This window comes from Gluconobacter kanchanaburiensis NBRC 103587, assembly GCF_007988905.1.
Taxonomy (GTDB): Bacteria; Pseudomonadota; Alphaproteobacteria; order Acetobacterales; family Acetobacteraceae; genus Gluconobacter; species Gluconobacter kanchanaburiensis.
In genome coordinates this window covers 163,921-189,444 of record NZ_BJVA01000004.1, presented here as the reverse complement: position 1 = coordinate 189,444, position 25,524 = coordinate 163,921, and the positions used below count along the sequence as shown (strand labels likewise).

The 25,524-nt window shown below is 59.1% G+C and carries 29 protein-coding genes and 1 other RNA gene; 18 read left to right on the top strand and 12 right to left on the bottom strand.

Annotated elements, in window-relative coordinates; all coding sequences use genetic code 11:
* Positions 1-126 precede the first annotated feature (126 nt).
* The 5 genes from GKA01_RS05335 to GKA01_RS05315 form a co-directional block, all read right to left on the bottom strand.
* Positions 127-942 (bottom strand): TIGR00282 family metallophosphoesterase, encoded by an 816-nt coding sequence (locus GKA01_RS05335; protein ID WP_146859933.1) that lies wholly within the window; start codon positions 940-942, stop codon positions 127-129.
* Positions 943-961: 19 nt separating this feature from the next.
* Positions 962-1,528: a 5-formyltetrahydrofolate cyclo-ligase gene (locus GKA01_RS05330; RefSeq protein WP_146859931.1), complete on the bottom strand. Its 567-nt coding sequence runs from the start codon at positions 1,526-1,528 to the stop codon at positions 962-964.
* A non-coding RNA gene (gene ssrS, locus GKA01_RS05325) (6S RNA) lies at positions 1,515-1,671 on the bottom strand. The genes GKA01_RS05330 and ssrS overlap by 14 nt, the downstream gene beginning before the upstream one ends.
* 49 nt (positions 1,672-1,720) lie before the next feature.
* On the bottom strand, positions 1,721-2,065 hold the full coding sequence (locus GKA01_RS05320; RefSeq protein WP_146859929.1) for a cell division protein ZapA: 345 nt from the start codon (positions 2,063-2,065) through the stop codon (positions 1,721-1,723).
* Between the two features lie 3 nt (positions 2,066-2,068).
* On the bottom strand, positions 2,069-2,302 hold the full coding sequence (locus GKA01_RS05315) for a hypothetical protein (RefSeq protein WP_146859927.1): 234 nt from the start codon (positions 2,300-2,302) through the stop codon (positions 2,069-2,071).
* 173 nt (positions 2,303-2,475) lie between these two features.
* On the opposite strand from GKA01_RS05315, the gene GKA01_RS05310 reads away from it, so the two are divergent.
* On the top strand, positions 2,476-2,757 hold the full coding sequence (locus GKA01_RS05310) for a hypothetical protein (protein WP_208653392.1): 282 nt from the start codon (positions 2,476-2,478) through the stop codon (positions 2,755-2,757).
* Positions 2,744-3,322: a thiamine phosphate synthase gene (locus GKA01_RS05305; RefSeq protein ID WP_146859925.1), complete on the top strand. Its 579-nt coding sequence runs from the start codon at positions 2,744-2,746 to the stop codon at positions 3,320-3,322. Before GKA01_RS05310 ends, GKA01_RS05305 begins: the two co-directional genes overlap by 14 nt.
* Here the strand turns inward: GKA01_RS05305 and GKA01_RS05300 are convergent.
* The 3 genes from GKA01_RS05300 to epmA form a co-directional block, all read right to left on the bottom strand.
* Complete coding sequence (locus GKA01_RS05300; protein WP_146859923.1) at positions 3,293-4,072, bottom strand: fasciclin domain-containing protein; 780 nt, start codon at positions 4,070-4,072, stop codon at positions 3,293-3,295. The two genes, GKA01_RS05305 and GKA01_RS05300, sit on opposite strands and share 30 nt — an antisense overlap.
* Before the next feature lie 56 nt (positions 4,073-4,128).
* Positions 4,129-4,554, bottom strand: a complete 426-nt coding sequence (locus GKA01_RS05295; RefSeq protein WP_194265819.1) for a hypothetical protein — start codon at positions 4,552-4,554, stop codon at positions 4,129-4,131.
* A 107-nt stretch (positions 4,555-4,661) separates the two neighbouring features.
* Positions 4,662-5,657 (bottom strand): EF-P lysine aminoacylase EpmA, encoded by a 996-nt coding sequence (gene epmA, locus GKA01_RS05290; protein ID WP_146859921.1) that lies wholly within the window; start codon positions 5,655-5,657, stop codon positions 4,662-4,664.
* Between the two features lie 53 nt (positions 5,658-5,710).
* On the opposite strand from epmA, the gene GKA01_RS05285 reads away from it, so the two are divergent.
* Positions 5,711-6,769 (top strand): lysine-2,3-aminomutase-like protein, encoded by a 1,059-nt coding sequence (locus tag GKA01_RS05285; RefSeq protein ID WP_146859919.1) that lies wholly within the window; start codon positions 5,711-5,713, stop codon positions 6,767-6,769.
* Positions 6,770-6,783: 14 nt separating this feature from the next.
* Here GKA01_RS05285 and GKA01_RS05280 read toward each other — a convergent pair whose 3' ends face one another.
* The gene (locus GKA01_RS05280) at positions 6,784-7,092 is read right to left on the bottom strand and encodes a carboxymuconolactone decarboxylase family protein (protein WP_146859917.1); all 309 of its coding nucleotides are present in this window, start codon (positions 7,090-7,092) and stop codon (positions 6,784-6,786) included.
* A 233-nt stretch (positions 7,093-7,325) separates the two neighbouring features.
* On the opposite strand from GKA01_RS05280, the gene efp reads away from it, so the two are divergent.
* From efp to GKA01_RS05245, 7 genes are all read left to right on the top strand, one after another.
* The gene (gene efp / locus GKA01_RS05275) at positions 7,326-7,892 is read left to right on the top strand and encodes an elongation factor P (RefSeq protein ID WP_062032946.1); all 567 of its coding nucleotides are present in this window, start codon (positions 7,326-7,328) and stop codon (positions 7,890-7,892) included.
* Between the two features lie 6 nt (positions 7,893-7,898).
* Complete coding sequence (locus GKA01_RS05270; protein WP_146859915.1) at positions 7,899-8,726, top strand: inositol monophosphatase family protein; 828 nt, start codon at positions 7,899-7,901, stop codon at positions 8,724-8,726.
* Between the two features lie 75 nt (positions 8,727-8,801).
* The gene (locus tag GKA01_RS05265; RefSeq protein WP_194265813.1) at positions 8,802-9,551 is read left to right on the top strand and encodes an OmpA family protein; all 750 of its coding nucleotides are present in this window, start codon (positions 8,802-8,804) and stop codon (positions 9,549-9,551) included.
* 18 nt (positions 9,552-9,569) lie between these two features.
* Positions 9,570-10,706, top strand: a complete 1,137-nt coding sequence (locus GKA01_RS05260) for a flagellar motor protein MotA (RefSeq protein ID WP_146859913.1) — start codon at positions 9,570-9,572, stop codon at positions 10,704-10,706.
* Positions 10,707-10,709: 3 nt separating this feature from the next.
* Entirely contained in the window at positions 10,710-11,711 is a 1,002-nt protein-coding gene (locus GKA01_RS05255) for a peptidoglycan -binding protein (RefSeq protein WP_146859911.1), read from the top strand.
* An 84-nt stretch (positions 11,712-11,795) separates the two neighbouring features.
* Positions 11,796-13,598: a translation elongation factor 4 gene (gene lepA / locus GKA01_RS05250; RefSeq protein WP_146859909.1), complete on the top strand. Its 1,803-nt coding sequence runs from the start codon at positions 11,796-11,798 to the stop codon at positions 13,596-13,598.
* Between the two features lie 10 nt (positions 13,599-13,608).
* Positions 13,609-15,015, top strand: a complete 1,407-nt coding sequence (locus tag GKA01_RS05245; RefSeq protein WP_146859907.1) for a glycosyltransferase family 2 protein — start codon at positions 13,609-13,611, stop codon at positions 15,013-15,015.
* Here the strand turns inward: GKA01_RS05245 and GKA01_RS05240 are convergent.
* Positions 15,000-15,563 (bottom strand): biliverdin-producing heme oxygenase, encoded by a 564-nt coding sequence (locus GKA01_RS05240; protein WP_228119806.1) that lies wholly within the window; start codon positions 15,561-15,563, stop codon positions 15,000-15,002. The two genes, GKA01_RS05245 and GKA01_RS05240, sit on opposite strands and share 16 nt — an antisense overlap.
* A gap of 84 nt (positions 15,564-15,647) precedes the next feature.
* Here GKA01_RS05240 and GKA01_RS05235 point away from each other — a divergent pair, with 84 nt between their 5' ends.
* The 3 genes from GKA01_RS05235 (at position 15,648) to GKA01_RS05225 (ending at position 20,071) form a co-directional block, all read left to right on the top strand.
* Complete coding sequence (locus GKA01_RS05235) at positions 15,648-17,807, top strand: AsmA family protein (RefSeq protein WP_146859905.1); 2,160 nt, start codon at positions 15,648-15,650, stop codon at positions 17,805-17,807.
* A gap of 85 nt (positions 17,808-17,892) precedes the next feature.
* The gene (locus tag GKA01_RS05230; RefSeq protein ID WP_146859963.1) at positions 17,893-19,224 is read left to right on the top strand and encodes an NCS2 family permease; all 1,332 of its coding nucleotides are present in this window, start codon (positions 17,893-17,895) and stop codon (positions 19,222-19,224) included.
* Positions 19,225-19,282: 58 nt separating this feature from the next.
* Entirely contained in the window at positions 19,283-20,071 is a 789-nt protein-coding gene (locus GKA01_RS05225) for a hypothetical protein (protein ID WP_146859903.1), read from the top strand.
* A 114-nt stretch (positions 20,072-20,185) separates the two neighbouring features.
* Here GKA01_RS05225 and GKA01_RS05220 read toward each other — a convergent pair whose 3' ends face one another.
* A complete protein-coding gene (locus GKA01_RS05220) occupies positions 20,186-20,665 on the bottom strand; it encodes a hypothetical protein (RefSeq protein WP_146859901.1) in 480 nt (159 codons plus the stop codon).
* Positions 20,666-20,676: 11 nt separating this feature from the next.
* Positions 20,677-21,021 (bottom strand): hypothetical protein, encoded by a 345-nt coding sequence (locus tag GKA01_RS05215; protein ID WP_146859899.1) that lies wholly within the window; start codon positions 21,019-21,021, stop codon positions 20,677-20,679.
* A 170-nt stretch (positions 21,022-21,191) separates the two neighbouring features.
* Between GKA01_RS05215 and GKA01_RS05210 the strand changes: the two genes are divergently transcribed.
* The 5 genes from GKA01_RS05210 (at position 21,192) to GKA01_RS05190 (ending at position 25,453) form a co-directional block, all read left to right on the top strand.
* Positions 21,192-21,446: a sulfurtransferase TusA family protein gene (locus GKA01_RS05210; RefSeq protein WP_146859897.1), complete on the top strand. Its 255-nt coding sequence runs from the start codon at positions 21,192-21,194 to the stop codon at positions 21,444-21,446.
* Positions 21,447-21,543: 97 nt separating this feature from the next.
* Positions 21,544-21,795 carry an exodeoxyribonuclease VII small subunit gene (locus tag GKA01_RS05205; protein ID WP_146859895.1) on the top strand — a complete coding sequence of 84 codons (252 nt, stop codon included), beginning with the start codon at positions 21,544-21,546 and terminating at the stop codon, positions 21,793-21,795.
* Entirely contained in the window at positions 21,792-22,697 is a 906-nt protein-coding gene (locus GKA01_RS05200) for a polyprenyl synthetase family protein (protein ID WP_146859893.1), read from the top strand. The genes GKA01_RS05205 and GKA01_RS05200 overlap by 4 nt, the downstream gene beginning before the upstream one ends.
* Before the next feature lie 4 nt (positions 22,698-22,701).
* Positions 22,702-24,684, top strand: coding sequence for a 1-deoxy-D-xylulose-5-phosphate synthase (dxs, locus tag GKA01_RS05195; RefSeq protein WP_146859891.1), 1,983 nt, complete (start codon positions 22,702-22,704; stop codon positions 24,682-24,684).
* A 7-nt stretch (positions 24,685-24,691) separates the two neighbouring features.
* Positions 24,692-25,453, top strand: a complete 762-nt coding sequence (locus tag GKA01_RS05190; protein ID WP_146859889.1) for a TlyA family RNA methyltransferase — start codon at positions 24,692-24,694, stop codon at positions 25,451-25,453.
* Positions 25,454-25,524 lie beyond the last annotated feature (71 nt).

Genomic DNA, 25,524 nt, shown 5'->3' with positions numbered 1-25,524 from the left:
TGGAATTCACAAAGCATTCATTAACAGGGAAAAAGGCCAAATTCCGGGAATAATCAGACTAATCCCCGTTATTCATTACATTTTAGTCGCAAAAAAGATTGTCTTTTTTCGGTTTTTTCTGCGTTATCAGAAGTCCGGCCAGTTTGGCGCCAGATGTCCTCCTACTCTGAGAGGTGCTACCTTTCTGGCTAGCCCGGTCGCATCATCCGTCTCGACCATCAGGCCACAGACCGTCGCTTCACCTTCCGCAGGTTGTGGCCGTTCTCCCGGTATTTTACGGACGAGCTTATGAAGGGCTGCGGGCTTTCCCATTCCGATGACACTGTCATAGTCCCCGCACATTCCGGCATCCGTCTGATAAGCGGTTCCCGCCGGGAGAATACGGTGATCTGCTGTTGGAACATGCGTATGGGTTCCTACGACAACCGAGACTTTGCCATCGAAATAGGCTCCGAAGCCCATCTTCTCGCTCGTCGCTTCGGCATGAACGTCAATCAGGATAGCGTTTACCGTCACACCCAGCCGGTGTTTTGACAGGATCTCGCTTACAATCCTGAAAGGATCATCGAGGGGATCCATGAAAATGCGCCCCATGACATTGATGACAAGCGCCCGTCTCCCCCGTCCGACATCGACGATATAACTGCCCTGTCCTGGAGTGCCCGCCGGATAATTAGCGGGCCGGATGATATAGGGTGCCTGATTGATGTGCCCGATCATGTCCCGACGGTCCCAGGCATGGTTGCCCAGAGTGATGACATCCACCCCCGCCATATGAAGACTGCGGGCGATGTCCGGCGAGAGACCGTATCCGTGAGACGCGTTTTCTCCATTCGCCACAACCAGATCGAGCGATAATTTTTCACGCCAGTCCGCCAGATTACGTGTGATGGCCTCGCGCCCGCTTCGTCCGATAATGTCGCCAAGAAACAGCAGTCTCAACAGTCAGTCCTTTATGAGGTTATGGAGCAATTCTGATCGGTCCATGTTCCGTTATGATCATGGAAAGAGGAATATCGTATGGGCCGACCGGTACTCCGGGGAGTTCCTGTGCCGAAAACCCGTAACCGATCGCCGGTACGCGCAGCACAGCGAGCGTACGATCATAATAGCCGCCGCCGTACCCAAGACGATAACCGGCGCGATCAAAAGCCAACAGCGGGACAAGTACAAGATCGGGCGTCTCAACCGCCCCTTCCGGATAGGTTGTACCAAAACGACCGGAATGCATGATCGCTGACGGCGACCAGCGTCGAAAAACAAGCGGCTGGCCTTTTGGCGGTGTTTCCGGGAGGAGGACCTGTTTTCCTGCGCCAACGAGATCATGACAGAGCGGACGCAGATCCACCTCCCCGGCCAGAGGCCATACGGCCGCGATCCTGACACTGCCCTGCGAAACAATTTCGCGGAACAGCTCCGCCCGGAGCGCACTTTCCAGACCGGCTTTCATACCGGATCGCCGTTGCGACATTTCCAGTCGCAGCGCCTTTTTTTCGAGATCGAGAGATGAAATCTGTGGAGCCGCCAAAGCCGTTGGTCTTTTCAGCCCTCCTAGACCTGCAAGTGCAGGTGGGCACCGGGTAACGTGACCAGGGCCACGACAGAGCCAGTTCCCGTAGGAATGCTTATCGGCCCGGGGGATGATTTGCCTGACGCACCAGGCAGCTCCACTGTTTATATTAGAGTGTCCCGATGGATATTCAATGAAAAGCTTTCGGATTTATGGAATGCGTTCCAGTTCACTGGCCAGAAGTTCGGCCTGTCCGGCAAGACGGGCAAGTCGTTCCTGGCGCCCTTCTTCCGTCTGGATCAGAGCTTCAGCCTGCTGCATCCGCTTTTCAGCTTCCGGCGAAATCTGACGGTGCTTAAGCTCGAAAATTTCGTCGGCCATTAGCAGAGCAGCCATCATGAGGGTCTTGGATTCGCTGGCAGCGCCTCCGAGAGTACGGGCGCGCTGGATCCAGCTTTCGACGTGCCGGGCCATATCGTAAAGATGAGCCTCCTCGCCGTCCTGACACCCCACATTATAGACATAGCCATTAAGGCGAATGGATACCTGTCCCATGGATCAGCCTCCTTTTCTGTCAAGCACACCCTGAATGCGGGCACACAGCGCATCGATATTGGCTGCCACCTCGGACAAGTCAGGAAGGGACTGCATGGCCTTTTCGCTGGCCTGCCGCGCGAGAACATGGCGCTCCGCCTCAGAGGCAATACGCATCATCGCTTCCTCAAGGCGCTCAACCGCCCTATCGTCCTGCCGGATACCCGTCTCGCTTACCGCCACGATCTTCCCGTTCATGCAATCGTTCCGCCAGCAACATGCCCCATAAAGACCTGCCGCAGCCCATTCATCAGGAAAACCCCGATCCCGGTACAGGGTCAAGGACATCTCCGTCTATTCCCTATCCAGTGATGGTGATTTCGTGCCGTCATGACATGCAGCGCGCGCAGCTGTCAGGTCCCAGTCCTTTTATGGCGCTTTCACCGGAAAGTGCAGGAAACAGTCTGGGCGTATCTTGGTGGCTGGAAATCACGGACAGACTGGCCCCCCTGTCCATTCTGGACTGCGGAGATTCGCCCGCCATCGCGCGTCATGCGCTGGATTGCGGAATCGGCCTTGTGGTCTGCCGTCTGTCTCCTGCGCAACGACGCGCTCTGAACACCTATGAGCAGTACCGAAACCGGATTCTGCTTTTCAGACCACCTAGCTCCCGGCCTTCCAATCTGCGAGAACGTCCCGATGACCGCATGTGATCTTTATCCCATTCTGCCGCCCCGGTTTGACCTGACCGCTGCTCTTGAGACGCTCAGGACCATTCTACCCATTCCAGCAGTTACGGCTCTCCGGTTCCCGCTCGGCTGGACGCCGGAAAAGACCGAACTTGCAGCGTTCCTGGATGTTCTTCACACCAATCGGGTCGCCATGATTCTGGAGACCAGCGGCGTACTATCCGGAATTCCGAAAAGTCTTCTGGGAATATGCGACGGTTTGCATGCCGCGGATGTCGAGGCTCTCGTGGATCTGCGCAAAACAGTCGGAGAAGACCTGCCGATCGGCTGTCTGTGCACCAATCGCGACGACGCCATGAAGGCAGGGGAAACAGGCGCGGATTACGTCGCTTTCCCTTCAGGTGCGCTGGATCTTGTGACCTGGTGGAGCTCTGTGATGGAACTTCCTGCTGTCGCCGAAAGCATCCAGACCCCTGAAGATGCCGCGTCAGCCCTGTCCGCAGGTGCGGATTTCCTTGCCATCCCGCTTCATTGCGATGACAAGGACCGGGACCGGTTCCTAGCGGTGTCGGCGCTGACTGCGGGCTGAGACAGGCGCAGGTGTCGGAAGCAGGGCACCCTGGGTGAAATAAAGAACGCCATTGGACTGCGGGAATGATTTTCCCCACAGACGGTTGGTCTCACCCGTCATGTTTTCCAGAACCAGCTCGCCAGTGCTGGGAGACAGACCCACACCCAGTAAATCACCATACAAGGTTTTCAGTCCGATAGTACGGCCATGGTTACGATGGATGGCCTTGCGCAGCGCCGCTTCGTTCCAGGCACCGTGTGCGATGGTGTATCCGAGAATATGGACGAGCTGACCGCGATTCGCAGGCGCAAGAAGCCCCCCCGGCCAGCGCGCACTCAAACGTTCCATGACGTCGTTAGGAATGGCGAAAACAGTGTATGGACCGGGACCGCTGATCCAGGGCGTCAGCCCGGCAATACGGAGCGCCTTGACGTAATCTGCAAGCTCAAGGGAGTTTGCAATGTTCTCGTCGAGCGGACGATCCTCATAGGACAACATCGGCGGCGCATGATAGGCAATCGGACTGTTGGGAGTGCCATCTGCACTGGGCTGATACGCCTTTTCAGTGTTTCCCGGCATCACGGCAGTCCGGGCACTGATCTGAGTCTCGAAACTGTCCTGAAAATTTTTCGTCCAGTCTGTTCCCTGCCAGTCAGGATCACCACAGGCGGCGAGAGAAGCCACGAGCAGGAGCCCGGCACCAATTTTCAGACTCCTGCCACGGCACGAAATTCGTCGTGAGGGGAAACTGTCGAGTCGCACATCCATGCCTGATCGCACCATCCTGTGAGCGGAAAGTGCGACCATAGAACAGGTTGAACGATTCAGCACCCGTCGCCGCGCATGGTCCAGCCCACGACATGGCCACTTACCAGTTCAAACGTCGTCTGGCAGCTCGTGCTGTAATAGGTGGACGGGAAACCACCACCCCAGCCACCCATACCGCCCCAGCCGCCACCCCAGCCGCCCATACCACCCCAGCCACCGCCCCAGCCGCCCATGCCGCCGCCCCAGCCATCCCAACCCCAGCCACCACCGGGAGAATACTGGGTCTGATTGTCGATATAGGCGAGGAAGGTGTGGCCCTGTGCGTCATAGTTCCGGGTCGGCACACCGAACTGGCGCAGGACGTCCACTTCAGACTTACCAACCATCGAATCGAGTACTTTGCGCTGCTGTAGGGTCGGGACCTCGCAGGCGGACAGACCCAGCAGCACCAGGACAGACAGCACTCCCACTTTTTTCATCATCATCTTCCCAGACTGTGCCGCTGCGACGCGGTCATGTTCCTCTTTCGACATGTTCTAGCCCTTCTGACGCAAAAGAAGGATTAAAACTCCTGCAAGTTCCGAAAAGATCAGACCAACCACAAAATGTCACTGATCCGCGGCGCACCCGTTGCCAGCAGGACAAGGCGGTCGAAGCCCAGTGCGATGCCTGAACATGGCGGCAAATCCGGCAAAGCTGCCAGAAAAGCCTCATCCATCTCCCAGTCCTGATCCGGTGACAGTTCCATACGCCGCTTACGATCCGTTGCAAAACGCTCCCGCTGCTCCACGGGATCGGTCAACTCCTCGAAAGCATTTGCCAGTTCCAGGCCACCGACATACAGCTCAAAACGCAACGCGGCACGATCATCCCCCGGGTCCCTGCGGGCGAGCGCCGCCTGCTCCGCCGGCCAGTGCGTCAGGAAGGTCGGACGCTCCCGCCCGATCATCGGCTCCACACGCTCCAGCAAAAGACGGAAAAACAGATCTTCCCAGCTTTCTCCATTCCGAAGACCAGTACGGGCCTGCGTTGCCAGCGCTTCCGCGTTTCCGGCAGTTCCCAGCAGGTCTGCCCCGACATACCGCGCGAAGGCAGCCTGCATCGTCAGCCGCTCAAAAGGTTGGGAAAGATCAATAAGGTCATTGCCGCGATGCACTCTGGCAGGCAGAAGCGCCCGCAGAAAACTTTCTGTCTCGTCCATCAATGACGAAAGATCCGCACCCGGCCGATACCATTCCAGCATGGTGAATTCAGGAGAATGGGTGTCGCTCGCTTCGCCATTGCGCCAGACACGCGCCAGCTGGAAAACCGCCTTTCCGGTCGCAGCCACGATCCGCTTCATCGCGAATTCGGGGCTGGTATGCAGAAAGCGCGCCTCCAGTGTTCCATCCGGCCGCTCGAGCTGGGTTCTAAAGCATCTCAGATGAACTTCTTCCCCCGGAACAGGCACCGCGAACGGCGTTTCAACCTCCAGATAGCCACGCTCTTCAAAGAACGACCGAAGGGACCGGACCATCTGCGTGCGCCGCTCAAGAACGGGCAGGCGTTCCGCGATCCGGGCCGGATCGGCAGGCAATGCAGTCATGAGATCTGTCGCTCCTGTTGCACAACGGGGATCAGCCCCGCTAGAGGCAACACATGCACGATATGGTCAAGACAATCCGAGAGCATTCCGCAAAACGCTCCACTCTTCGCACACCTTCGGACCTGATTGAGGCTGGGCTGGCGTCCGAAGCGGACCGCGCCATGCTCGACGCGGTGAGCCAACGCTTCACGACAGCCGTCCCGCCAGCATTTCGCGATCTTATCACGCAGCCAGACGACCCCATCGCCAGGCAGGTGATCCCTGACGCGCGCGAACTCGTCACCCTGCCACATGAAGACGCGGACCCAATTGGAGACGACGCGCTTTCTCCCGTCCCTGGCATCGTCCATCGCTATGCCGATCGTGCCCTACTCAAGCCGCTGCTCATCTGTCCGCTTTACTGCCGCTTTTGTTTCCGCCGAGAACACGTGGGGCCAGGCGGCGGTCTTTTAAGCGATGCACAGCTTGAAACGGCTCTGGACTGGGTTCGCACCCATGCCGATATCCGGGAGATCATTCTTACTGGTGGTGATCCCCTCATGCTGGCACCCCGACGGCTGAAACACATCGTGCAGTCCCTGTCTGGTATTCCCCATATCGAGACCATCCGCATCCATTCCCGCGTCCCTGTCGCAGCCCCCGAGCGGATGACCGAAGAACTTCTGGATGCCATGGACACCGACCGCTCGATGTGGCTGGTGCTTCACGCCAACCATGCCAGCGAACTGACGCCTCAGGCTACGAACGCGATCCGTGCCGTGCTGTCACGCGCCATTCCTGTCCTCTCGCAGTCAGTCCTGCTGCGTGGGGTCAATGACACCGTCGAAAGTCTGGAAGCCCTGCTGCGGGCATTTATAAAAGCACGGGTCAAACCCTACTATCTGCATCATCTGGACGCAGCAGCCGGGACGGGGCATTTCCATGTACCGGTAGAGGAAGGCCAGGCGCTGCTGCGGCAACTCCGTGGACGCGTCACTGGTCTGGCCTGGCCGACTTATGTTCTCGACATCCCGGGCGGACGCGGCAAAGTCCCGATCGGCCCGGAATATCTCAGATCCGATGCTCCGGGCACGGTTTCGACACCGGCCGGAGATGTCTGCAGCTTCACGTAAAAGCGGCAGAAACCTTACTTTGTCTCAAACATGTGTGTGGCGTGTGTGATGGCACCCCCGGCGCGGATCGCCGCGGCGACAAGGGCAATTTCGGAAAGCTGCGCATCCGTCGCACCGGCTTCGCGTGCTGCTTTGACATGAAGCTCGATACAATACGGGCACTGCGTCGTCAGGGCGACGGCCACGGCAGCAAGCTGCTTGGTCAGGGCGCTGACTGCACCTTCTTCGAAGGCGGCCCTGTCGAACTGCCAGAACGCATCCATTCCCTTGGAGGCATTGGCTTCGAGATGGGAAATGCGCGAGAGGTTCTTCATATCATACATGCGGCTTCTCCTTTTGCTTTGTCCCGACTCCCGGGCCAGATACACACTCTGACATGACCCGTTCCAGGCAGTGCCCCAACCCCCCTGCCCTTCACAGTTTCCTGAGGGCGCCGCAAGGATGCATTCCTTGCGCCTTGCTTAGAGCCCCCGTGCGGCGCTAGAAGCCCACAAGACGTGACATAAAATCCCTTCCCCAAGGCCATCACGCCCTGCGGGGCCATCAGGACACAAGCATGAAACAGCAAGCCAACCTCATCCGGGCCGGTCAGGTCATCGAGCACGACGGCCGTCGCTGGACAGTTCTCAAGCAGCAGATCATCACCCCGGGTAAGGGTGGCGCCTTCATTCAGGTCGAAATGCGCGACCTCAAGACAGGCAACAAAACCAACGAGCGCTGGAGAACGGCTGACTCCGTCGAGCGTCTGATGACGGAAGACAAGGACTACACCTATTCCTACATGGATGGTGACAATGTCGTCCTGATGGATCCGGAAACGTTTGAGCAGCTCATTCTCGCCAAAGACATCTTCGGCGACCAGTTCGCATTCCTTCAGGACAACATGCCGCTGAACGTCAAGCTGGTCGAAGGCGACCCGGTGGGCGTCGAACTGCCGCCGCATGTGACGCTGGAAATCACGGAAGCCGACCCGGTGGTCAAAGGTCAGACGGCCAGCTCGTCCTACAAGCCCGCCGTGCTCTCCAATGGCGTCAAGACGCTGGTTCCGCCGTTCATCGAGGCTGGCGAGCGTATCGTTGTCCGCACGGAAGACGCCTCCTACGTCGAACGCGCGAAGGACTGATCCACCATGCGTCTCTCCCCGCACATGGCCGTCATGCAGGGCGCGGCGCAGAAGGCCTCGCGCCGTCTGCTCCGTGACTTTGCAGAGGTCGAACAGCTTCAGGTCAGCATCAAGGGTCCGGGAGATTTCGTCTCCCAGGCAGATCTGCGCGCCGAGACAATCCTTCGCGAGGAACTGAGCCGCGCCCGTCCCGGCTACGCTTTCCTGATGGAAGAAAGCGGCGCTTCGGGCGGAGACAACTGGACCTGGCGCTGGGTTGTCGATCCGCTGGACGGAACGACGAACTTCCTGCACGGCATTCCGCACTGGGCCATTTCCATCGGACTTCAGCGCCGGCTGCCGGACGGAACGGTCGAACTGGCCGCCGCCGTCGTCTACAACCCGGCCGCCAACGAGATGTTCTGGGCCGAGAAAGGCGTGGGGGCATTCCTTAACGAACGTCGCCTCCGCGTGTCTGGGCGCCGCAACATGCTGGAAGCCGTTTTCGCAACGGGCATTCCCTTTGCAAAAGTTCCGAGCAGCAGCCGCCTGCCGTTCGCACGCGTCCTCGGCGCACTGATGCCGCAAGTTGCGGGAGTTCGCCGCTTCGGCGCCGCTGCCCTTGACCTCGCTTGGGTGGCCGCAGGCCGCTATGAGGGATATTGGGAATTCGGCATCAAGCCGTGGGACTGCGCAGCAGGCCTGCTTCTGGTCCGCGAAGCCGGTGGCTATGCGACCGATCCGGACGGCAACGAACTCCACGACCTTCCCGACGATGTCAACGTCGTTGCCGGAAACACCAACCTTCACGGCACCTTGCGCGCACTCGTGCATGAGGCCCTGAACCGAAACTGACTGAACGGGAGCTGACGAAACTGTCCTCACGCCCCATTGCGGGAGACATGAGGCCTCGTCTAGGATCGGCCCGACATGCACAGGCCGATCCTCTCCTCCCTTTCTCTGGCGGCCTTTCTGGCCTGCCTTTCGCTGCCCGCCGCGCAGGCCCAGGTCACCAGCAATCTGGACGACCTGCCTCAGGCCAAAACCGCTGTTCCAGCAAAAAAACAGCCTCCCACAGCCCGTTCCGTGAAAAAGCGTCCCGTACGGAATACGTCTGCGACCGTGCCCCCGGCCGCGCCTTCTGCTGCACCCGCGCGCGCGAAAAGTCTCCCGGCCCGCAACACCGTGCCCGGCGTTCCACCAGCCCCGCCGCCGCCAGTAGTTCTTCCGCCCCCATTTGTTCCTGTGCAGATCCACCCCCCCCTGCCTCCCGTGGAAGTGACGGCGGTCGCGGACGCGAAAAGCAGCACGATTGCACTGCCGAATGGAGGTTTGCGGGTGCTGTTTCCGTCCGGCAGCGAGGCTCTGAACACGGACAGCCTCAAGGCCCTTCAGGTCTATGGAAGCGAACTGGCACGACATCCGGAACAACGGGTGGTGCTTCTGTCCCATGCGACGTTACCGGGTGATGACGTTTCCATGCCGAGACGTATTTCCCTTGCACGCGCCCTCGCAGTGCGCTCAATCTTTGTCCATGCAGGCGTTGCCACGACACGCCTTTATCCCCGGGCTCTGGGTCGCCCGGAAAACGGGGACAGCGCGCCTGCTGACAGGCTGGATGTCATGATCGAGGCAAACCCTGTCAATACATCCGCACCGTCCGCAAACGGCATGCCATAACATCAGGAAAGACACGCCGTGACACGTCCTACAACCTATCTGCTGCGAATGGCCGCTTTCCTTGTCGCTGTCACCCTTCTGACCGCGACAATGGGCACGACTTTGCTCCATGCTTTCAACGCGAACCCCAAGCTTGATACCATCATCTTTGGCGTGCTCCTGTTGGGCATCCTGTGGAACCTGCATGTCGTCCAGCGCCTCATGCCAGAAGTGCACTGGGTTGAGCTCCTCCGCCAGCCGCGCACCGGTCTGGCCACCCCAAAGGCTCCCCGCCTGCTCGCGCCCATGGCCAGTATGCTAGCGGCCCGCAACCGTACGGACCGCCTGACGCTGTCGACCCAGACCACACAGGCCATGCTCGACAGCCTGTCCTCGCGTCTGGACGAGAGCCGGGAAATCTCCCGCTACATGACTCAGCTTCTGATCTTTCTGGGTCTGCTGGGAACATTTTACGGCCTTCTGCTGACGGTCAGTTCGATTGCCGGTGTCATCGGCAACATGTCCGCAGGCAGCGGCGACATGGACGTCATGTTCAACCAACTCAAGACAGGCCTTGCCGGACCGCTCGCGGGAATGTCCACGGCGTTTTCGGGCTCGATGTTCGGCCTCGCCGGCGCACTGGTTCTCGGTTTTCTGGATCTCACAGCCGGACAGGCCCAGACCCGCTTCTTCAATGAACTGGAAGAATGGCTGGCTGGCGTCACACGCGTCACGGGCAGCACGTCCATCGACAGCGACGGCGCACCCGTTCCCGCCTATGTTCAGGCCCTGCTCGAACAGACCGCCGAAAATCTGGAAACACTCCAGAACGCCGTCTCCCGCAGCGAGGAAAACCGCGTCCGCGAACTGCACATGCTCGACAGCCTTCAGGAACGCCTGCGCGGCATGACGGATCTGCTCGCCGCCAACCAGACGCTCATGACCCGCGCAGCCGAGACCCAAACGGCCCTTCTGCGTCACATAGGCGACGACGGTCCCGGCTCTCAGGGAACAGCGCTCCTCCGGATCGAAACGCATCTCAGCCGCCTGATCCAGGAAATGCACGAAGGCCGTGCCCAGACGATCGGCGAGCTTCGCAACGACCTTCGCGTTCTCGCCCGCACAATTGCGGCGGCCTCCGGCAATACGACGCCCCCTCCCGGCAGGCAGAGCTAATCCATGGCCCGGCGCAGACGCGGATCCCACAACGCCCTTGATGCCTGGCCCGGCTATGTGGACGCCCTGTCCACCCTGCTGATGGTCGTCACCTTCGTGCTGCTCGTTTTCGTCGTGGGACAGCAGTTCCTGTCGGTCTCGCTGTCACGACGCGAACACACGCTCGATGCCCTGCAAAAACAGCTGGCCGAGCTGTCGCACATGCTGTCGATGACGGAAGACAAGAACAAAAGCCTGTCCTCCACCGTCGCCACGCTGTCTGATGAAAAACAGCACAATCAGGCTCAGCTCCAGACCCTTTCGACCCAGATCGCCGCTCTGACAGGACAGCTTCAGTCAAAAGATCAGGCACTGGCTTCGGCAGACGACACAAGCAAACAGCAGAACAGCAAGATCTCGGACCTTCAGGCCCAGATTGAGGAACTGACCCGTCAGCTTCAGGCTATCAGTAACGCTCTCGATATTGAAAAGAAGGCCGAACAGGGCAAGGATACCCAGATTGCCGACCTTGGCAACAAGCTCAATCTTGCACTCGCCGACAAGGTCAATCAGCTCAAGCGCTACCGCTCAGAGTTCTTCGGACGCCTGCGCGACCTGCTGAAAAACCAGAAGGGCGTAAACGTCGTGGGAGATCGCTTCGTCTTCCAGTCGGAAATCCTGTTTCCGCAGGGGAGTGCCGATCTAACGCCAGAAGGCCGCAAGGAAATCACGACCCTTGCCCACACCTTCAAACAAGTCGCCTCAACGATCCCGACGGATCTTCCATGGATTCTGCGTGTGGACGGCCACGCCGACCGCCAGCCGATCCACAGCGCTTTTCCCAGCAACTGGGAGCTGTCTTCCGAACGTGCCATCACCGTGGTCAAGCTGCTCATTGCCGAAGGTGTGGACCCGCACCATCTGGCCGCGACAGGCTTTGCCGACTACCAGCCTCTGGACGCTGCCAGCACACCGGCGGCCTATGCCAGAAACCGCAGGATCGAATTCCGTCTGACGGACCGTTGATCCCACTCCCGCCTGTCTTGTCACAAAGGCAGGCTTTTACGCAGATCTACTGACATTTCTGCGATAATCCCTTATGTAGCACCCATGACCGATACCCCGCTCTCTCTTATCCGCAATTTCTCGATCATCGCCCACATCGATCACGGTAAATCGACGCTGGCCGATCGCCTGATTCAGGCCTGTGGCGCCCTGACCGCGCGTGAGATGAAAAACCAGGTCCTCGATTCGATGGAACTCGAGCAGGAGCGCGGGATCACCATCAAGGCGCAGACCGTCCGCCTGACCTATCCGGCCAAGGACGGCAAGGTTTACACGCTGAACCTCATGGACACGCCGGGCCATGTTGACTTCGCCTACGAAGTCAGCCGCTCGCTCGCTGCCTGTGAAGGCTCGCTTCTGGTGGTCGATGCCTCTCAGGGCGTAGAAGCCCAAACGCTAGCGAACGTCTATCAGGCACTCGACGCCAATCACGAAATCGTCCCGGTCCTGAACAAAATCGACCTTCCGGCTGCTGAGCCCGAGCGCGTCCGCGCCCAGATCGAGGAAGTTGTTGGAATCCCTGCTGATGACGCCGTCGAAATCAGTGCCAAGACCGGCATCAATATCGAAGGCGTACTCGAAGCCCTCGTCCAGCGCCTCCCTGCCCCAACAGGTGACGCCGAAGCTCCGCTTCAGGCCCTGCTGGTCGATAGCTGGTATGATGCTTATCTGGGCGTCATCATCCTCGTCCGCATCAAGGACGGTCGTCTCAAGCGTGGCGACCGTATCCGCATGATGCAGACCGGCGCGACCTATCATGTCGATCAAGTCGGTGTGTTCCTACCCAAGATGCAGTCGGTCGACAGCCTCGGCCCGGGCGAGATGGGCTACATCAACGCCGCCATCAAGACCGTGGCGGACTGCAATGTCGGCGATACCGTTACCCTTGACCGTCGCCCAGCCGAGAAAGCTCTGCCGGGCTTCAAGCCATCCATTCCCGTCGTGTGGTGCGGCCTGTTCCCGATTGACGCGGACGACTTCGAAAAGCTGCGCGACAGCCTTGCAAAGCTGCGGCTAAACGATGCCTCGTTCCACTTCGAAGCCGAGACCTCAGCAGCGCTGGGTTTCGGTTTCCGCTGCGGCTTCCTCGGCCTGCTGCATCTGGAAATCATTCAGGAACGCTTGTCCCGCGAATTCAATCTGGACCTGATCGCGACCGCCCCGTCCGTGGTCTATAAGATGCACATGACGGATGGCACGGTCGAGGATCTGCACAATCCGGCGGACATGCCGGAGCTGAGCAAAATCGAAACCATTGATGAGCCTTGGATCAAGGCCACCATCATGGTGCAGGACGAATATCTTGGCCCGGTCCTGACGCTTTGTTCCGAACGACGTGGCGTGCAGGTGGACCTGACCTATGTCGGCAATCGTGCCATGGCCGTCTATCGCCTGCCGCTGAATGAAGTGGTTTTCGATTTCTACGACCGCCTGAAATCCATCAGCCGTGGTTACGCCTCTTTCGACTATCAGATGGACGGCTACGAAGAGAGTGATCTGGTCCGCATCTCCATCCTCGTAAACCACGAGCCGGTCGATGCTCTGTCCTTCATCTCGCACCGCACCGTCGCAGAGCAGCGTGGTCGTTCGATCTGTGGCAAGCTCAAAGACCTGATCCCCAAGCAGCTCTTCAAGATCGCCATTCAGGCGGCCATCGGCTCCAAGGTTATCGCGCGTGAAACGATTGGCGCGCTGTCCAAGGACGTGACGGCCAAATGTTATGGTGGCGATATTTCCCGGAAGCGCAAACTTCTGGACAAGCAGAAGGAAGGCAAGAAACGCATGCGTCAGTTCGGTAAGGTGGAAATTCCCCAGAGTGCCTTCCTTGCAGCTCTAAAGATGGACTGAGAACTACCCGATGTCGAAAAGCGCAGCCATCCTGTTCGTCCATAATCAAGTCGATACGATCGGCTGGTGGCTCGCGCATCACGCTACCATTGGCTTCTCGACATTGATTGTCTGTGATGATCATTCGACAGACGGAACAAGCACCGTTTTGTCGAACGCAGCAACGCTTTACGACATCCGGGTACAGTCCTCGGACAGCACGTTACCCACACGCCTTGAACGACAAATCCTTTTTCATAAAAAGGCACTTGAAGAAGGACAGGACGAATTCGACTGGATGATGATTCTGGCAGCGGATGAATATCTGCATTTCGACACTGCCCGATCCGTTGCCGAATTCACGGCCGGACCTGCCGGAGCGACTATTCCCGTCAACTGGTGTCTGTTTGGTTCAGCCGGACGACATGAGCCCTCCGCTTTCTCTCCTGTCGAAACCTTTACACGCCATGGCCTCCTAAGCCTGCCTGACCACCGTGTTATAAGGCAGTTCGTACGTCCCCGGCAGATCGGCGGCAGCCTTCCCGATCCCTTCTCCGCCCTCGACCAGGAGCCGAACTGGAACGAAAGCCGCATCCTTCATTTTGCTGCGGGTGATCGCCAGAGCTTCCTGCGTGAAGATCCCAGCACGACACCGGAAGATGCCTGGCATCATTTCGACCGAAACGACGCAGAATATACCGGCGCAATCCGATGGCTTGCGCAGAGCCGGCGCATTGCCTCAGGCATTACACAGGCGTCCCTGACCGATCTTTATTGGCGCCTCAAGGCAGCGATAACGCATGGCGACAGGTTAATTCTACAACAACTCGGCATTACTCCCGCGCAACTTTCCGAACCGTCGTCACAAACATCTCCGCCACAGTTTCGCTTCTGCATGCTAGGTCAGGAAAAACATCTGATGCTGGACATGCAAACAGGAGCATTTGCATCCGTTGGCGCAGATGACACGAATTTCGGGCGCTACAATCGGCTGATCATGGGAATCGAAGCTTCGGGCACGGACGCCATAAATGCCTGTCTGTTTACGGAGAACCCGCTGCCGGAGCGCCACCTCAGCATACCGGGCTCCCCGTCGCTGCTGCCTGCGGTACCGCTCAGGATCCAGATCGACACCAACATGGTCCTTTCCCCGGTCAGCGGTGAAAAAGTCCATATTCCCGTTCCTGATCATGCTTTGACCGACATAGAGCCCACAAATACACTTTATAGTCGGATGATGCCTTTTATGATCCTGACGGCGGAGGGCCATGATCTGCCGGGGCTGCTTCGTGGGATTGACCGTCTACCTGCCCCCGATGCCAGCGCATTGGGATGTGCAATTGCAATGCTTCCACGCACGCAGGCCCAGCGTCTTGTCGACGCCTTTCCCGGCCTTGTCCCGCGCAATGTCCTTCCCGCGTCTCAGTCTTCCAACTGAGACCCCGCGGCGACCCGAAACATCTCAAAAGTTCTCACCACTCCGTCCATGACAGCCTGTCTACGCTCAACGCTGTTCGCCTCCAGAACGCTGCCAAGGTAGCCCAGAAAATCTGGCCATTCGCCCTTCAGATGAACCGCTGACAGATAGGAACGGGGCACCCCCTCTCCCACACGCCCTGCCAGAAGGCGGCCTCCCAGCCGTGACCCTTCCAGAACATACAGGGCGCCCAGAGCCGCCGAGGGATCATCAGCAAGCACTATCGGGCACAATGGCGGTACGGGAAGCCCCATTTCATGCAGATCGGCCACGAGCAGGTCTCCACGGGGGCGCCAGGGCGGCAGATTTTCAGCATACCGGCTCAGATACGCCTCAGCCGCCAGAAGAGCGCTGGCATGAGCTGTCAGAAATGCCCCGTAGGATTTCCGTTTGCTCAGATCGAAACGGGAAAAGGCCTGATCAACCGCATCATGAGCCGCCCGGCTGACATGTCGCAGTTCTTCCAGCCCCGGAGACTTCCGTTCATTCGCCTGTCTCGCCATTTCCATTGGTGCCGCTCTTCCCCTGTCATGTGGAACCGTTGCCGATTCTGTTCGTAATTAGAGTGACTTGTAACGGCAAGATCGCTTCAGATGCACCCGGTTCCGGAGAACACGACGTTGAGCAGCCCTACGCCTCCCGCCCGCTCAGAAAACCAAAGCCCGGAGCAGCCCAGCCGACACCGTGGCCTGAAAATCGCCGGAGCGGCAATGGGCATACTGGCGATCCTGATCGTCATCCTGATTCTTGTCTGGCAATGGGACTGGTTCGTTCCCTATATCAATCGCAAGGCCAGCGCCGCCCTGCACCGTCCGGTCAGCATAGCCCATCTCCACGTCCGTCCGGGACTGAAAACGACTGTTACCGTTGACGGCCTTAAGGTCAGTCAGCCTCAGGGTTTCGAAAAAGAGAAAGACGATTTCGCATCCGCCCGTGCCATAACGGTCACGGTTGATATCTGGAGATATCTGACAGGTTCAGGACTGTCCCTCCCCCTGATCCGCGTGGATGCTCCAAGGGGCGATATCGTCTCTCTCATCAATGGAACGAACAACTATACGTTCGACACGGCGTCTCAGACTTCAGCGCAGAACTCCCAGACCTCAGGCACCCCACTGCCAAAACTCGGCAAACTCGAGATTAATGACGGCGATATCCGTCTAGCACTCGCCAAGCTGAAGACGGACATGCATGTCCTGATCCATACGGAAGCCCCCCGAAACGGAGATGACGGACATCTGGTGATCGATCTCAAGGGACGCTACGCCCAGGCCCCGATTACCGGTCATATTGTCGGCGGCGCACTGCTGGGTCTGGCGGATGCAACGCATCCCTATCCGATTGACGGACGTCTCGCTAACGGTCCAACCTATGTCACGCTGCGGGGCACAGTTGATGATCCGATGCATTTTCAGGGAACAAATCTCGCCCTGCATTTTGCCGGACCGGACATGTCGCTTCTCTACCCGCTTACAGGCGTACCAATTCCCCAGACACCGCCTTACAGCGTGACGGGCAATCTGGCCTACTCAAACCGGGCAATCCGCTTTCAGAAGTTCGAAGGCCATATGGGGTCCTCTGACATTGGCGGCGATATCAACGTCGATCCGCATCAGAAGCCCATATTTGTCGAGGCGGCACTGCATTCCCACTCGGTCGATCTCGCAGATCTAGGTGGCTTCATTGGCGCAAAACCCGGCGAAAACACGAAGAGCGAACCTGCAAGCTCGCGAGTACTCCCCGACAGGAAAATCAATGTTCCCAAACTTAACGCAGCCAATATTCACCTGACCTATCATGGCGACCATATCCGCAACAAAAACTGGCCGTTGGACAATATCGATACCGAGCTTGAGGTCAGGGACGGCGCGATTGATCTCAAACACCTGACTTTCGCCACAGGAACCGGCACGATCTCCGCGACCGCAGGCCTCGAACCGGCACAGGACGAGCAGTTTCGCACCCGCTTCCGGATGGAGGTGGCCCGTCTGCCGCTCTCACGCATCATGACATCAAAGGATATGTTTCAGGGCAATGGCACCATCGGCGGTCATGTCACCCTGAAATCAACCGGCAATTCCGTTGCAACCCTTGTTGAGAACGGGGATGGCGGTGCGACGCTGGTATTGGATCATGGCGGGGACGTGACCGCGCTTCTTCCGGATCTGCTCGGTCTCAAACTTGGATCGGCTGTGCTTTCCGCCCTTGGTATTCCGGGACGTTCAAAACTTGAATGTCTTGTCGCCGATCTTCCGCTCAGAAGCGGCATCGTCCACACCAACTCCATGCTGCTGCAAACCGGTAATACGCGTACCATGGGTACCGGCACGGTCAACTTCCATAAAGACACACTGGATTACGCCATCACCACGCGCTCGGTCGGCCCGCAGATCCTCTCACTCCCCGGCGCCGTTCATATTTTCGGCGCGATGAAAAGCCCGACTGTCATGCCCGGCGCAGAACTGATCGGCCGCGTTGCCGCAGCTGTGGGGCTTGGCATCGTATTCCCGCCAGCAGCCCTTATTCCGACCATCCAGCTTGGCGTCGGAAGAGGGTCGGCCTGTGAAAAAGCCATTCTGGAAGCGAATGAGCACCCGGCTGCGGGAATTACGCCTGGCAAAACAACCGGCCCTGGCCCAGCCAGCGTTCCGCATACTCCTCCGGGTGCGAACAAACATGTCAGTTCCAGTCAGCACCACCTCACTCCCAAACAGGTCAGGAAAGCTTGGAAGGAAAAATCGAATCCGAAATGAAAAGATATGCTCCGGAGCATGGCAGCGTCCGCTTTTTTGACTATAGCTTGACGCAGCCGCCCCTTTCCTCCGGAGTATCCGCTTGCTGCAGTCCAGACTCGACCGCTGGTTCCACATTTCTGCCCGTGGCTCGACCATTCCGCGCGAAATCATTGCCGGACTGACGGTCTTCGGAGCCATGGCCTATATCGTGGCCGTCAATCCCGCCATCCTGTCTGCGGCGGGGCTGGACCGTCATGACATGGTCATGACGACCATTGCCGGAGCCGTCGCCGGTACGCTGCTCATGGCACTGTGGGCCAGACTACCCATCGCGCTGGCGCCAGCCATGAGCAGCAATGTCCTATTCGCGCAGGTGGTCGTCCAGCAGGCTCATGTCAGTCCCAGAACAGCTTTCACTGTCGTCCTGTTCAGTGGTATCTGCTTCACGGCCCTCTCCCTGAGCCAGATCCGCCAGCGCATAATTCGCGGCTTTCCGCCTACAATCGTTCTTGGCATCCAGATCGCACTGGGCGCATTCATCGCCCGTATTGGCCTTATCACGGGAGGCATTGCCGTCCCCTCGCCCGAGGGACTGACATTTGGCGCGCTGAGCAACCCTTCAGTGTTGCTCAGCCTGGCAGGCGTTGTTCTGAGCGCCGTCCTTATCGTGTTGCGGGTCCCGGCCGGCCTTCTGATCGCTATTTTGTCCGTAACCCTCGTCGGGCTCTTCATACGCACCCCGTCTGGCCCCGTCACACATCTTCCTGCACACCTTCTGGACTGGCCACATTATCCTACGAACCTCTTTCTTCCCTTCGATTTCCATGAATATTTTTCCCATCTCGGCCTTCTCGTCCCCATCACCCTCTATTTCCTGCTGAGCGATTTTTTTGACGCCACCGCAACCATGATGAGTGTCGCCCACAGGGCCGGACTTAATGGGACGATGGAAAAGCCCGCGCTCGATCACCGCGCTTTCGGTTCGGACGGCGCCGCAAGCATCATTGGCGCGTCACTCGGCACCTGTACGGTTTCCGCGTATGTCGAGAGTCTTGCGGGCGTGGAAGCTGGCGGACGAACCGGCCTGAGCGCACTGGTCGTCGCGGCTCTGTTTGCAATATCCTCGGTGTTCTGGCCACTTATTACGGCCATCCCCGCGATCGCAACGGCTCCGGTTCTGATCCTCGTTGGGCTGAACATGCTGGGTAGCCTCAGCCGTGTGGCAGAAGCACCTGCGGAAGCAATCCCCCCTCTCATCATGCTTCTGATTGCGGGCGTAACAGGCAATTTCATGCTGAGCCTGTCCTGTGGCCTACTGATCTACACGGCTCTTGCCATTGCGCTGCGTCAGTTCCAACGGCTGACACCTATTGTTCTTGGTCTGGACGCGGCTTTTGTCTTCTACATGGTTCTTCAGGCCCATATGAGTGCGTGAGGCAGCCTTTCAACCCGTTTTAACCTTTTCTTCACCAGGTCAAAGGCAGGATGCTCCCATGACATCCTACTCCCCCAGTCCGCGCCACGTCTTCATCGCCACTCCATGTTTCGGTGGAACAGTGACCTTAAACTACATGCAGTCTCTCATCGGCTGCATGGCCATGGCGCCCGCTCACAACCTTCAGCTCACACTCTCGACCATCGGAAACGATGCCCTGATTACCAGGGCAAGAAACACTCTTCTTCATCAGTTCATCACAATGACGGACGCAACGCACCTGCTGTTTATCGACAGCGACATCGGTTTTTCGATACAGGATATTCTGGCTTTACTGGATGCAGACCACCCGCTGATCGGAGCGCCTTATCCGCTGAAATCCCATTACTGGGACCACGATACCGACCGCTTCATGTCTGCAGGTGAGCCCGCCAGTACCGCCAGTTTGCGGTATGTCGGAGACTGCGCCGCTCTTCATGAGAGCAAAACGCAAGATGACATTGCCTCCATCTCTTATATCGGGACCGGCTTCATGCTGATGACCCGTCAGATGGTCCTCGACATGATCGCCCACTATCCCGAAACCCGATACAGCCGCATCGATGCACAGATCGAAGGGAACACGCCTGCCTCCGCGTCATCAGACGCCTACGCCCTTTTCGACTGCCTAATCGATCCGGAGACCAGAACCTATCTGTCAGAGGATTTTGCCTTCTGCAGACGCTGGACCGGCATGGGGGGCGCTGTAGCCCTGCACCGGGGTTTATCCCTGACCCATACCGGCAACACGACTTTTCAGGGTGATCTGTCGTTGCGTACCCTGCCCCTCTTCACTTCGGATGCATGAACTGTTTGCAGCGTCCGCATCTTTTGCCACTATTCCGTCATAATAAGCCGGTTTAAACAGAACTGCGGTGTCGGGAGCGTGATGCATATACTCCCCGACATCGCTCCCCGATTTTCAGACAAGCACCGCCTGACGGAAAAAAGGAATGTTTCCCGTCAGATCAGCGGCACCTGCGGCAGTATTATAGTACTGCTTGTGGAAGTGACTGAGCGCGACCGGATCGCTCGTTGCAGGCAGCGGAGCGGAGACCCGATAATAACGGATCCGGGCCATTGCCGATGCATATCGCAGATTGGAAACCAGCTGCGCACTTCGGGGCAGATCAGGAGAAAGCATCCCCTGCAGAATCCGTTCGAAACGCCTGGCCGCCGGGTAACACAGAAAATTGACCCAGCAGTCATCATGGGTCGCAGGCTCCATCTGCCACAGGCCCAGCGCCGGGCCGCCTCCAAGCTGCCGGACATAAGCTCCGCGGCTTTCCGCCAGAGCAGTGCCCGTTACAAGATTGACAGCAACATCACCATCCAGTCCCAGCGCTGCCAGCGCTGGAGCAACCACGAGATGCTTGAGCTGACCTGCATCAATACCACTCATTCCGCGGCTCCTTACTTCGTGCTCAGCGACAGTGCGATGTGCACCATGCCGGTCCCAAGGATGGACGTCCCCAATGTGATGATTCCGGTAATGACGGCGCGCCCGCCAATCAGCCGGTCCAGTTTCCCGTTCACCACACGATTCCCGTCATCGACTTTCGTTTCCAGCAGCTTCATCTGATTCCGCAGAGACGAAATTTCCTGGCGCATTTCTGTTCGCAACTGCTCGTACCGATCCGACAGGCCGCCTGCGATCGTCTCCAGGCGCAGCACCCGGTCTTCGAGCATCCGCATCGTGTAGGCCCGTCTCTCATTCCCGTCAGACAGACTGATCGCCTGCCCTTCCCCTTCCGACATGCCGTTCCCCCAAACAAAAAAAGCGCTCCCCGAGGGGAACGCTTTGTGGCATTGAGCCATTAACATAGGAATAAACGCATTCTTTATCAATGGAAACTCGAAAGGCGCGTGTCCGATTAGAGGAAAACCCCGCTTGGCCTCTCTCAGCGTTAGGCGCATAATTGAAGACCATGACTGCTCCTCCAACGGAAACACTCCTTGATCTGCGAGGACTGGCGTGTCCCATGCCGGTTCTCAAAGCCAACCGTGCGCTTCGGGACATGTTGCCCGGTGCCAGATTGCGTATTCTCGCTACGGACCGGGCGTCCGTGGCGGATTTCCAATCCTATTGCCGCGAAACCGGACATGCGCTCATTGCGTTCACGGAAACCGCAGGCGTGCTGTCATTTCTCATCCGCAGACGTGCAGAAACACCACCCTCCTGAAGAAACTCCAGCGTTCCCATGGTCAGGGCTGGCAAAAACTGTCTTCTGGCTGTAATCCCCTCGCTACCTTGTTCCGAAGCGTATCTTGAGGCTTTTCATGCCCGACCCCATTGATGCCATGTCTTTCGAGGATGCTCTCTCCGAGCTGGAGCGGATTGTCCGTGGCCTTGAAGGCGGCCAGATGAAGCTTGAGGACGCTATTTCCGCTTACGAGCGCGGTGCCGCCTTGCGCAGGCACTGTGATGCGAAGCTGGGAGAGGCCGAGATGCGTGTCCGCGCCATCGTTCAGAACGATGACGGCTCGACAGGCACGGAGCCTCTCGCCGATACCGGAGAGCCCGGCCGATGAATGCCCCTACCACGTCCGTTTCCCTGAAAGACGCGCTCGCCCGCGCCTGTGCCGAGATCGAAAATACGATCGACGCCCTGCTCCCGATGGTGCCTGGAGACGAGTCCGTTCTCATTGAAGCCATGCGTTACGCTGCCCTGGGCGGCGGCAAGCGTCTGCGCGGTTTTCTCGCCGTGGAAGTAGCAACACTGTTCGGTGCCGACCGTGCCGCCGCCCTGCGCGTCGCTGCCTCGGTTGAACTTCTGCACGCCTATTCACTGGTCCATGACGATCTGCCGTCCATGGACGACGATGACCTGCGACGCGGCCAACCATCCACGCACAAGCAGTTCGACGAAGCGATCGCGATTCTAGCAGGTGACGCCCTTCAGACACGCGCCTTCGAAATTCTCGTCGAGCCAGAAACCAGCCACAACCCGACGGTCCGGGCCAATCTCGCCCTCGCCCTCGCACAGGCATCCGGTTCTGCCGGTATGGTCGGCGGTCAGGTCATCGACATCCGTGGCGAAGGCCGCGCCCTTCCTCTGGATCAGGTTCGTCGCCTGCACGCCCTGAAGACCGGCGCCCTCATCCGCTACGCCGCTGAGTCCGGCGCCATTCTGGCAGATGTGGACGATGCACGCCGCGCGGCCATAGTCAGTTATGGCCGCGATCTCGGTACGGCGTTCCAGGTTGCGGACGACGTTCTGGACTCTACAGCCACTGCCGAAGAACTCGGCAAAACCGCCGGCAAGGACGAAGCCAGCGGCAAATCAACCTATGTCTCCCTGCTTGGCATTGACGGAGCCCGCGCCGAAGCCCGGCGTCTGAGCGACCGTGCCCGGGAGGCTCTTTCATCCTTCGGTGCACAGGCCGACGCCCTCCGGGCACTGGCAGATTATGTCGTCGAGCGCAGGAACTGATCCCATGAGCAAGAATTCCTCCACGATTCCCACCTATGGCCGCTATCCGGAGCTGGATCGCATCCGCTTTCCGTCCGACATGCGGAACCTGTCCGTTGACCAGCTCAAGCAGCTCGCCGACGAACTGCGCTCGGAAACCGTTGACGCCGTCTCCACCACGGGTGGCCATCTCGGCGCGTCTCTCGGCGTGGTCGAACTGACCGTCGCCCTGCACGCCGTTTTCAACACGCCGGACGACCGCATCATCTGGGACGTCGGCCATCAGGCTTATCCGCACAAGATCCTGACCGGACGCCGCGACCGCATCCGCACCCTACGTCAGCCTGAAGGCCTGTCAGGCTTTACCCGTCGCGCGGAAAGCGAATACGACCCGTTCGGTGCAGCCCATTCCTCGACGTCCATCTCCGCAGGCCTCGGCATGGCCGTTGCGCACCATCTGCGTGCGGAAGAAGACCCGAGCTATCACGAACGCAACGTCATCGCCGTGATCGGTGACGGCTCGATTTCTGCCGGCATGGCCTATGAAGCCATGAACAACGCCGCAGTCGCAGGCCCCGGCGCAAACCGTCTGATCGTGGTGCTGAACGACAACGAAATGTCGATCGCTCCCCCAGTCGGTTCGATGTCGGACTACCTGTCGCGTCTGATGTCTTCGCGCCAGTTTTTCAGCCTGCGCGATCTCGCCGGCAAGGTCGCCAAGCGCCTTCCGGGCAAAATCGAGCGCACCGCCAAGCGCGCTGAAGAATATGCCCGCGGCCTGATTACGGGCGGCACACTGTTTGAAGAGCTCGGCTTCTACTATGTTGGCCCGGTCAACGGCCACGACATGAGCCAGCTCGTGCCGATCCTGCGCAACCTGCGTGACGCCGACGATCAAGGGCCCATCCTGTTGCACATCATCACCGAGAAGGGCCGCGGCTACAAACCCGCCGAAGCCGCCGGTGACAAATACCATGCCGTCAGCAAGTTCAACGTTGTCACAGGCGAACAGAAGAAGGCTCCGGCCGGTCCGCCGAGCTACACCTCCATCTTCAGCCGCGAACTGATGCGTCGGGCCGAGACCGACGACAAGCTGATTACCGTCACGGCCGCCATGCCGTCGGGAACCGGATTAAACGGCTTTGCCAAGGCCTACCCGGACCGTTTCTTCGACGTCGGAATCGCCGAGCAGCACGCCGTCACCTTTGCCGCGGGTATTGCCTCCGAAGGTCTGCGCCCTGTCTGCGCAATCTATTCGACCTTCCTGCAGCGCGCCTATGATCAGGTCGTCCACGACGTCGCCCTCCAGAACCTTCCGGTCCGTTTTGCCATTGACCGTGCCGGTCTGGTCGGTGCCGATGGCGCCACCCATGCAGGCTCTTTCGATCTGAACTACCTGTGCTGCCTGCCGAACATGGTCGTCATGGCTCCCTGTGACGAAGTGGAGCTTCTCCACGCCACGGCCACGGCCTGCGAGTACGATGACGGTCCGATCGCTTTCCGCTATCCGCGCGGCAACGGTATCGGTCTCGACCTCCCTGAAAAGGGTGAAGTGCTGGAAATCGGCAAGGGCCGCATCGTCCGTGAAGCGCGCCGCGCGCCGAACGCCCGTGGCGGTGTTGCCATCCTGTCGCTCGGCCCTCGCCTGCATGACTCCCTGCGCGCTGCCGACCAGCTTGCCGCACAGGGTGTCCCGGTCACGGTTGCCGATGCCCGCTTCGCTAAACCGATCGACAAAGCCCTTGTCGAAGAACTGGCCAGCCAGCACGAAGTCTTCATCACGATTGAAGAAGGTGCCATTGGCGGCTTCAGCAGCCTCGTTGTACAGCATCTGGCCGAGACAGGCCTGCTGGACAAGGTCAAGTTTCGTCCGATGGCCCTGCCCGACCGTTACATCGACCACAACACACAGGAAGCCCAGTACGAAGATGCGGGTCTGACCGCCCCTCATATCGTACGCACCGCGGCAGACGCCCTTGGCGTCGAAGTCGCCCAGCAGTCCGCCTGAGCGACTGATGGCCAAGCGCCGCGCCGACCAGCTCCTCGTTGACCGGGGGCTGGTCGAAAGCCGGACACGGGCGCAGGCCCTGATCATGGCGGGCCTCGTCTATACGAGCGATCGCCGGATCGCGAAGGCTGGCGACCAGCTTCCCGAGGACGCCCCCCTTGCCCTCAAGGGTCAGGACCATCCCTGGGTCTCACGTGGCGGGCTCAAGCTGATTCACGCCATCGAACATTTCGGGCTGGACCCGAAAGACCGCGTCGCCATCGACGTAGGCGCTTCGACCGGCGGCTTTACCGACGTCCTGCTCACGCATGGGGCTGCGAAGGTCTATGCCGTGGACGTCGGACATGGGCAGCTTGCCTGGAAAATCCGCTCAGACGAACGCGTCGTCGTTATGGAAAAAACGAACGCCCGCGCTCTGACGATCGAACAGATTCCTGAGGCCGCTGGAATCGTTGTCTGCGATGCGAGCTTCATCGGTCTGCGCACTGTCCTGCCCGCGGCGCTTGAACTCACGACCCCAGACGCCTGGGCCGTCGCGCTCATCAAGCCGCAGTTCGAAGCAGGGCGTGGCGAAGTCGGTGCGAAAGGTGTTGTCCGCGATCCGGCGGTCCATGAGCGCGTCTGCGAAGAAATCCGGGAATGGTTTGCAGGCCTCCCCGGCTGGGATGTCCTCGGGATCGAAGCGAGCCCCATCACTGGTCCCGAGGGCAACCGTGAGTTCCTGATCGCCGCCAGGAAAACAGGCCCGGCCCCGCCAGAAGCGGAATAGTTTTCAAAAACGGTTTTACGGAGAAGACCGCGCTTTTCCTTTGGAAATACGGGTCTTCTCCGTGCTATGGC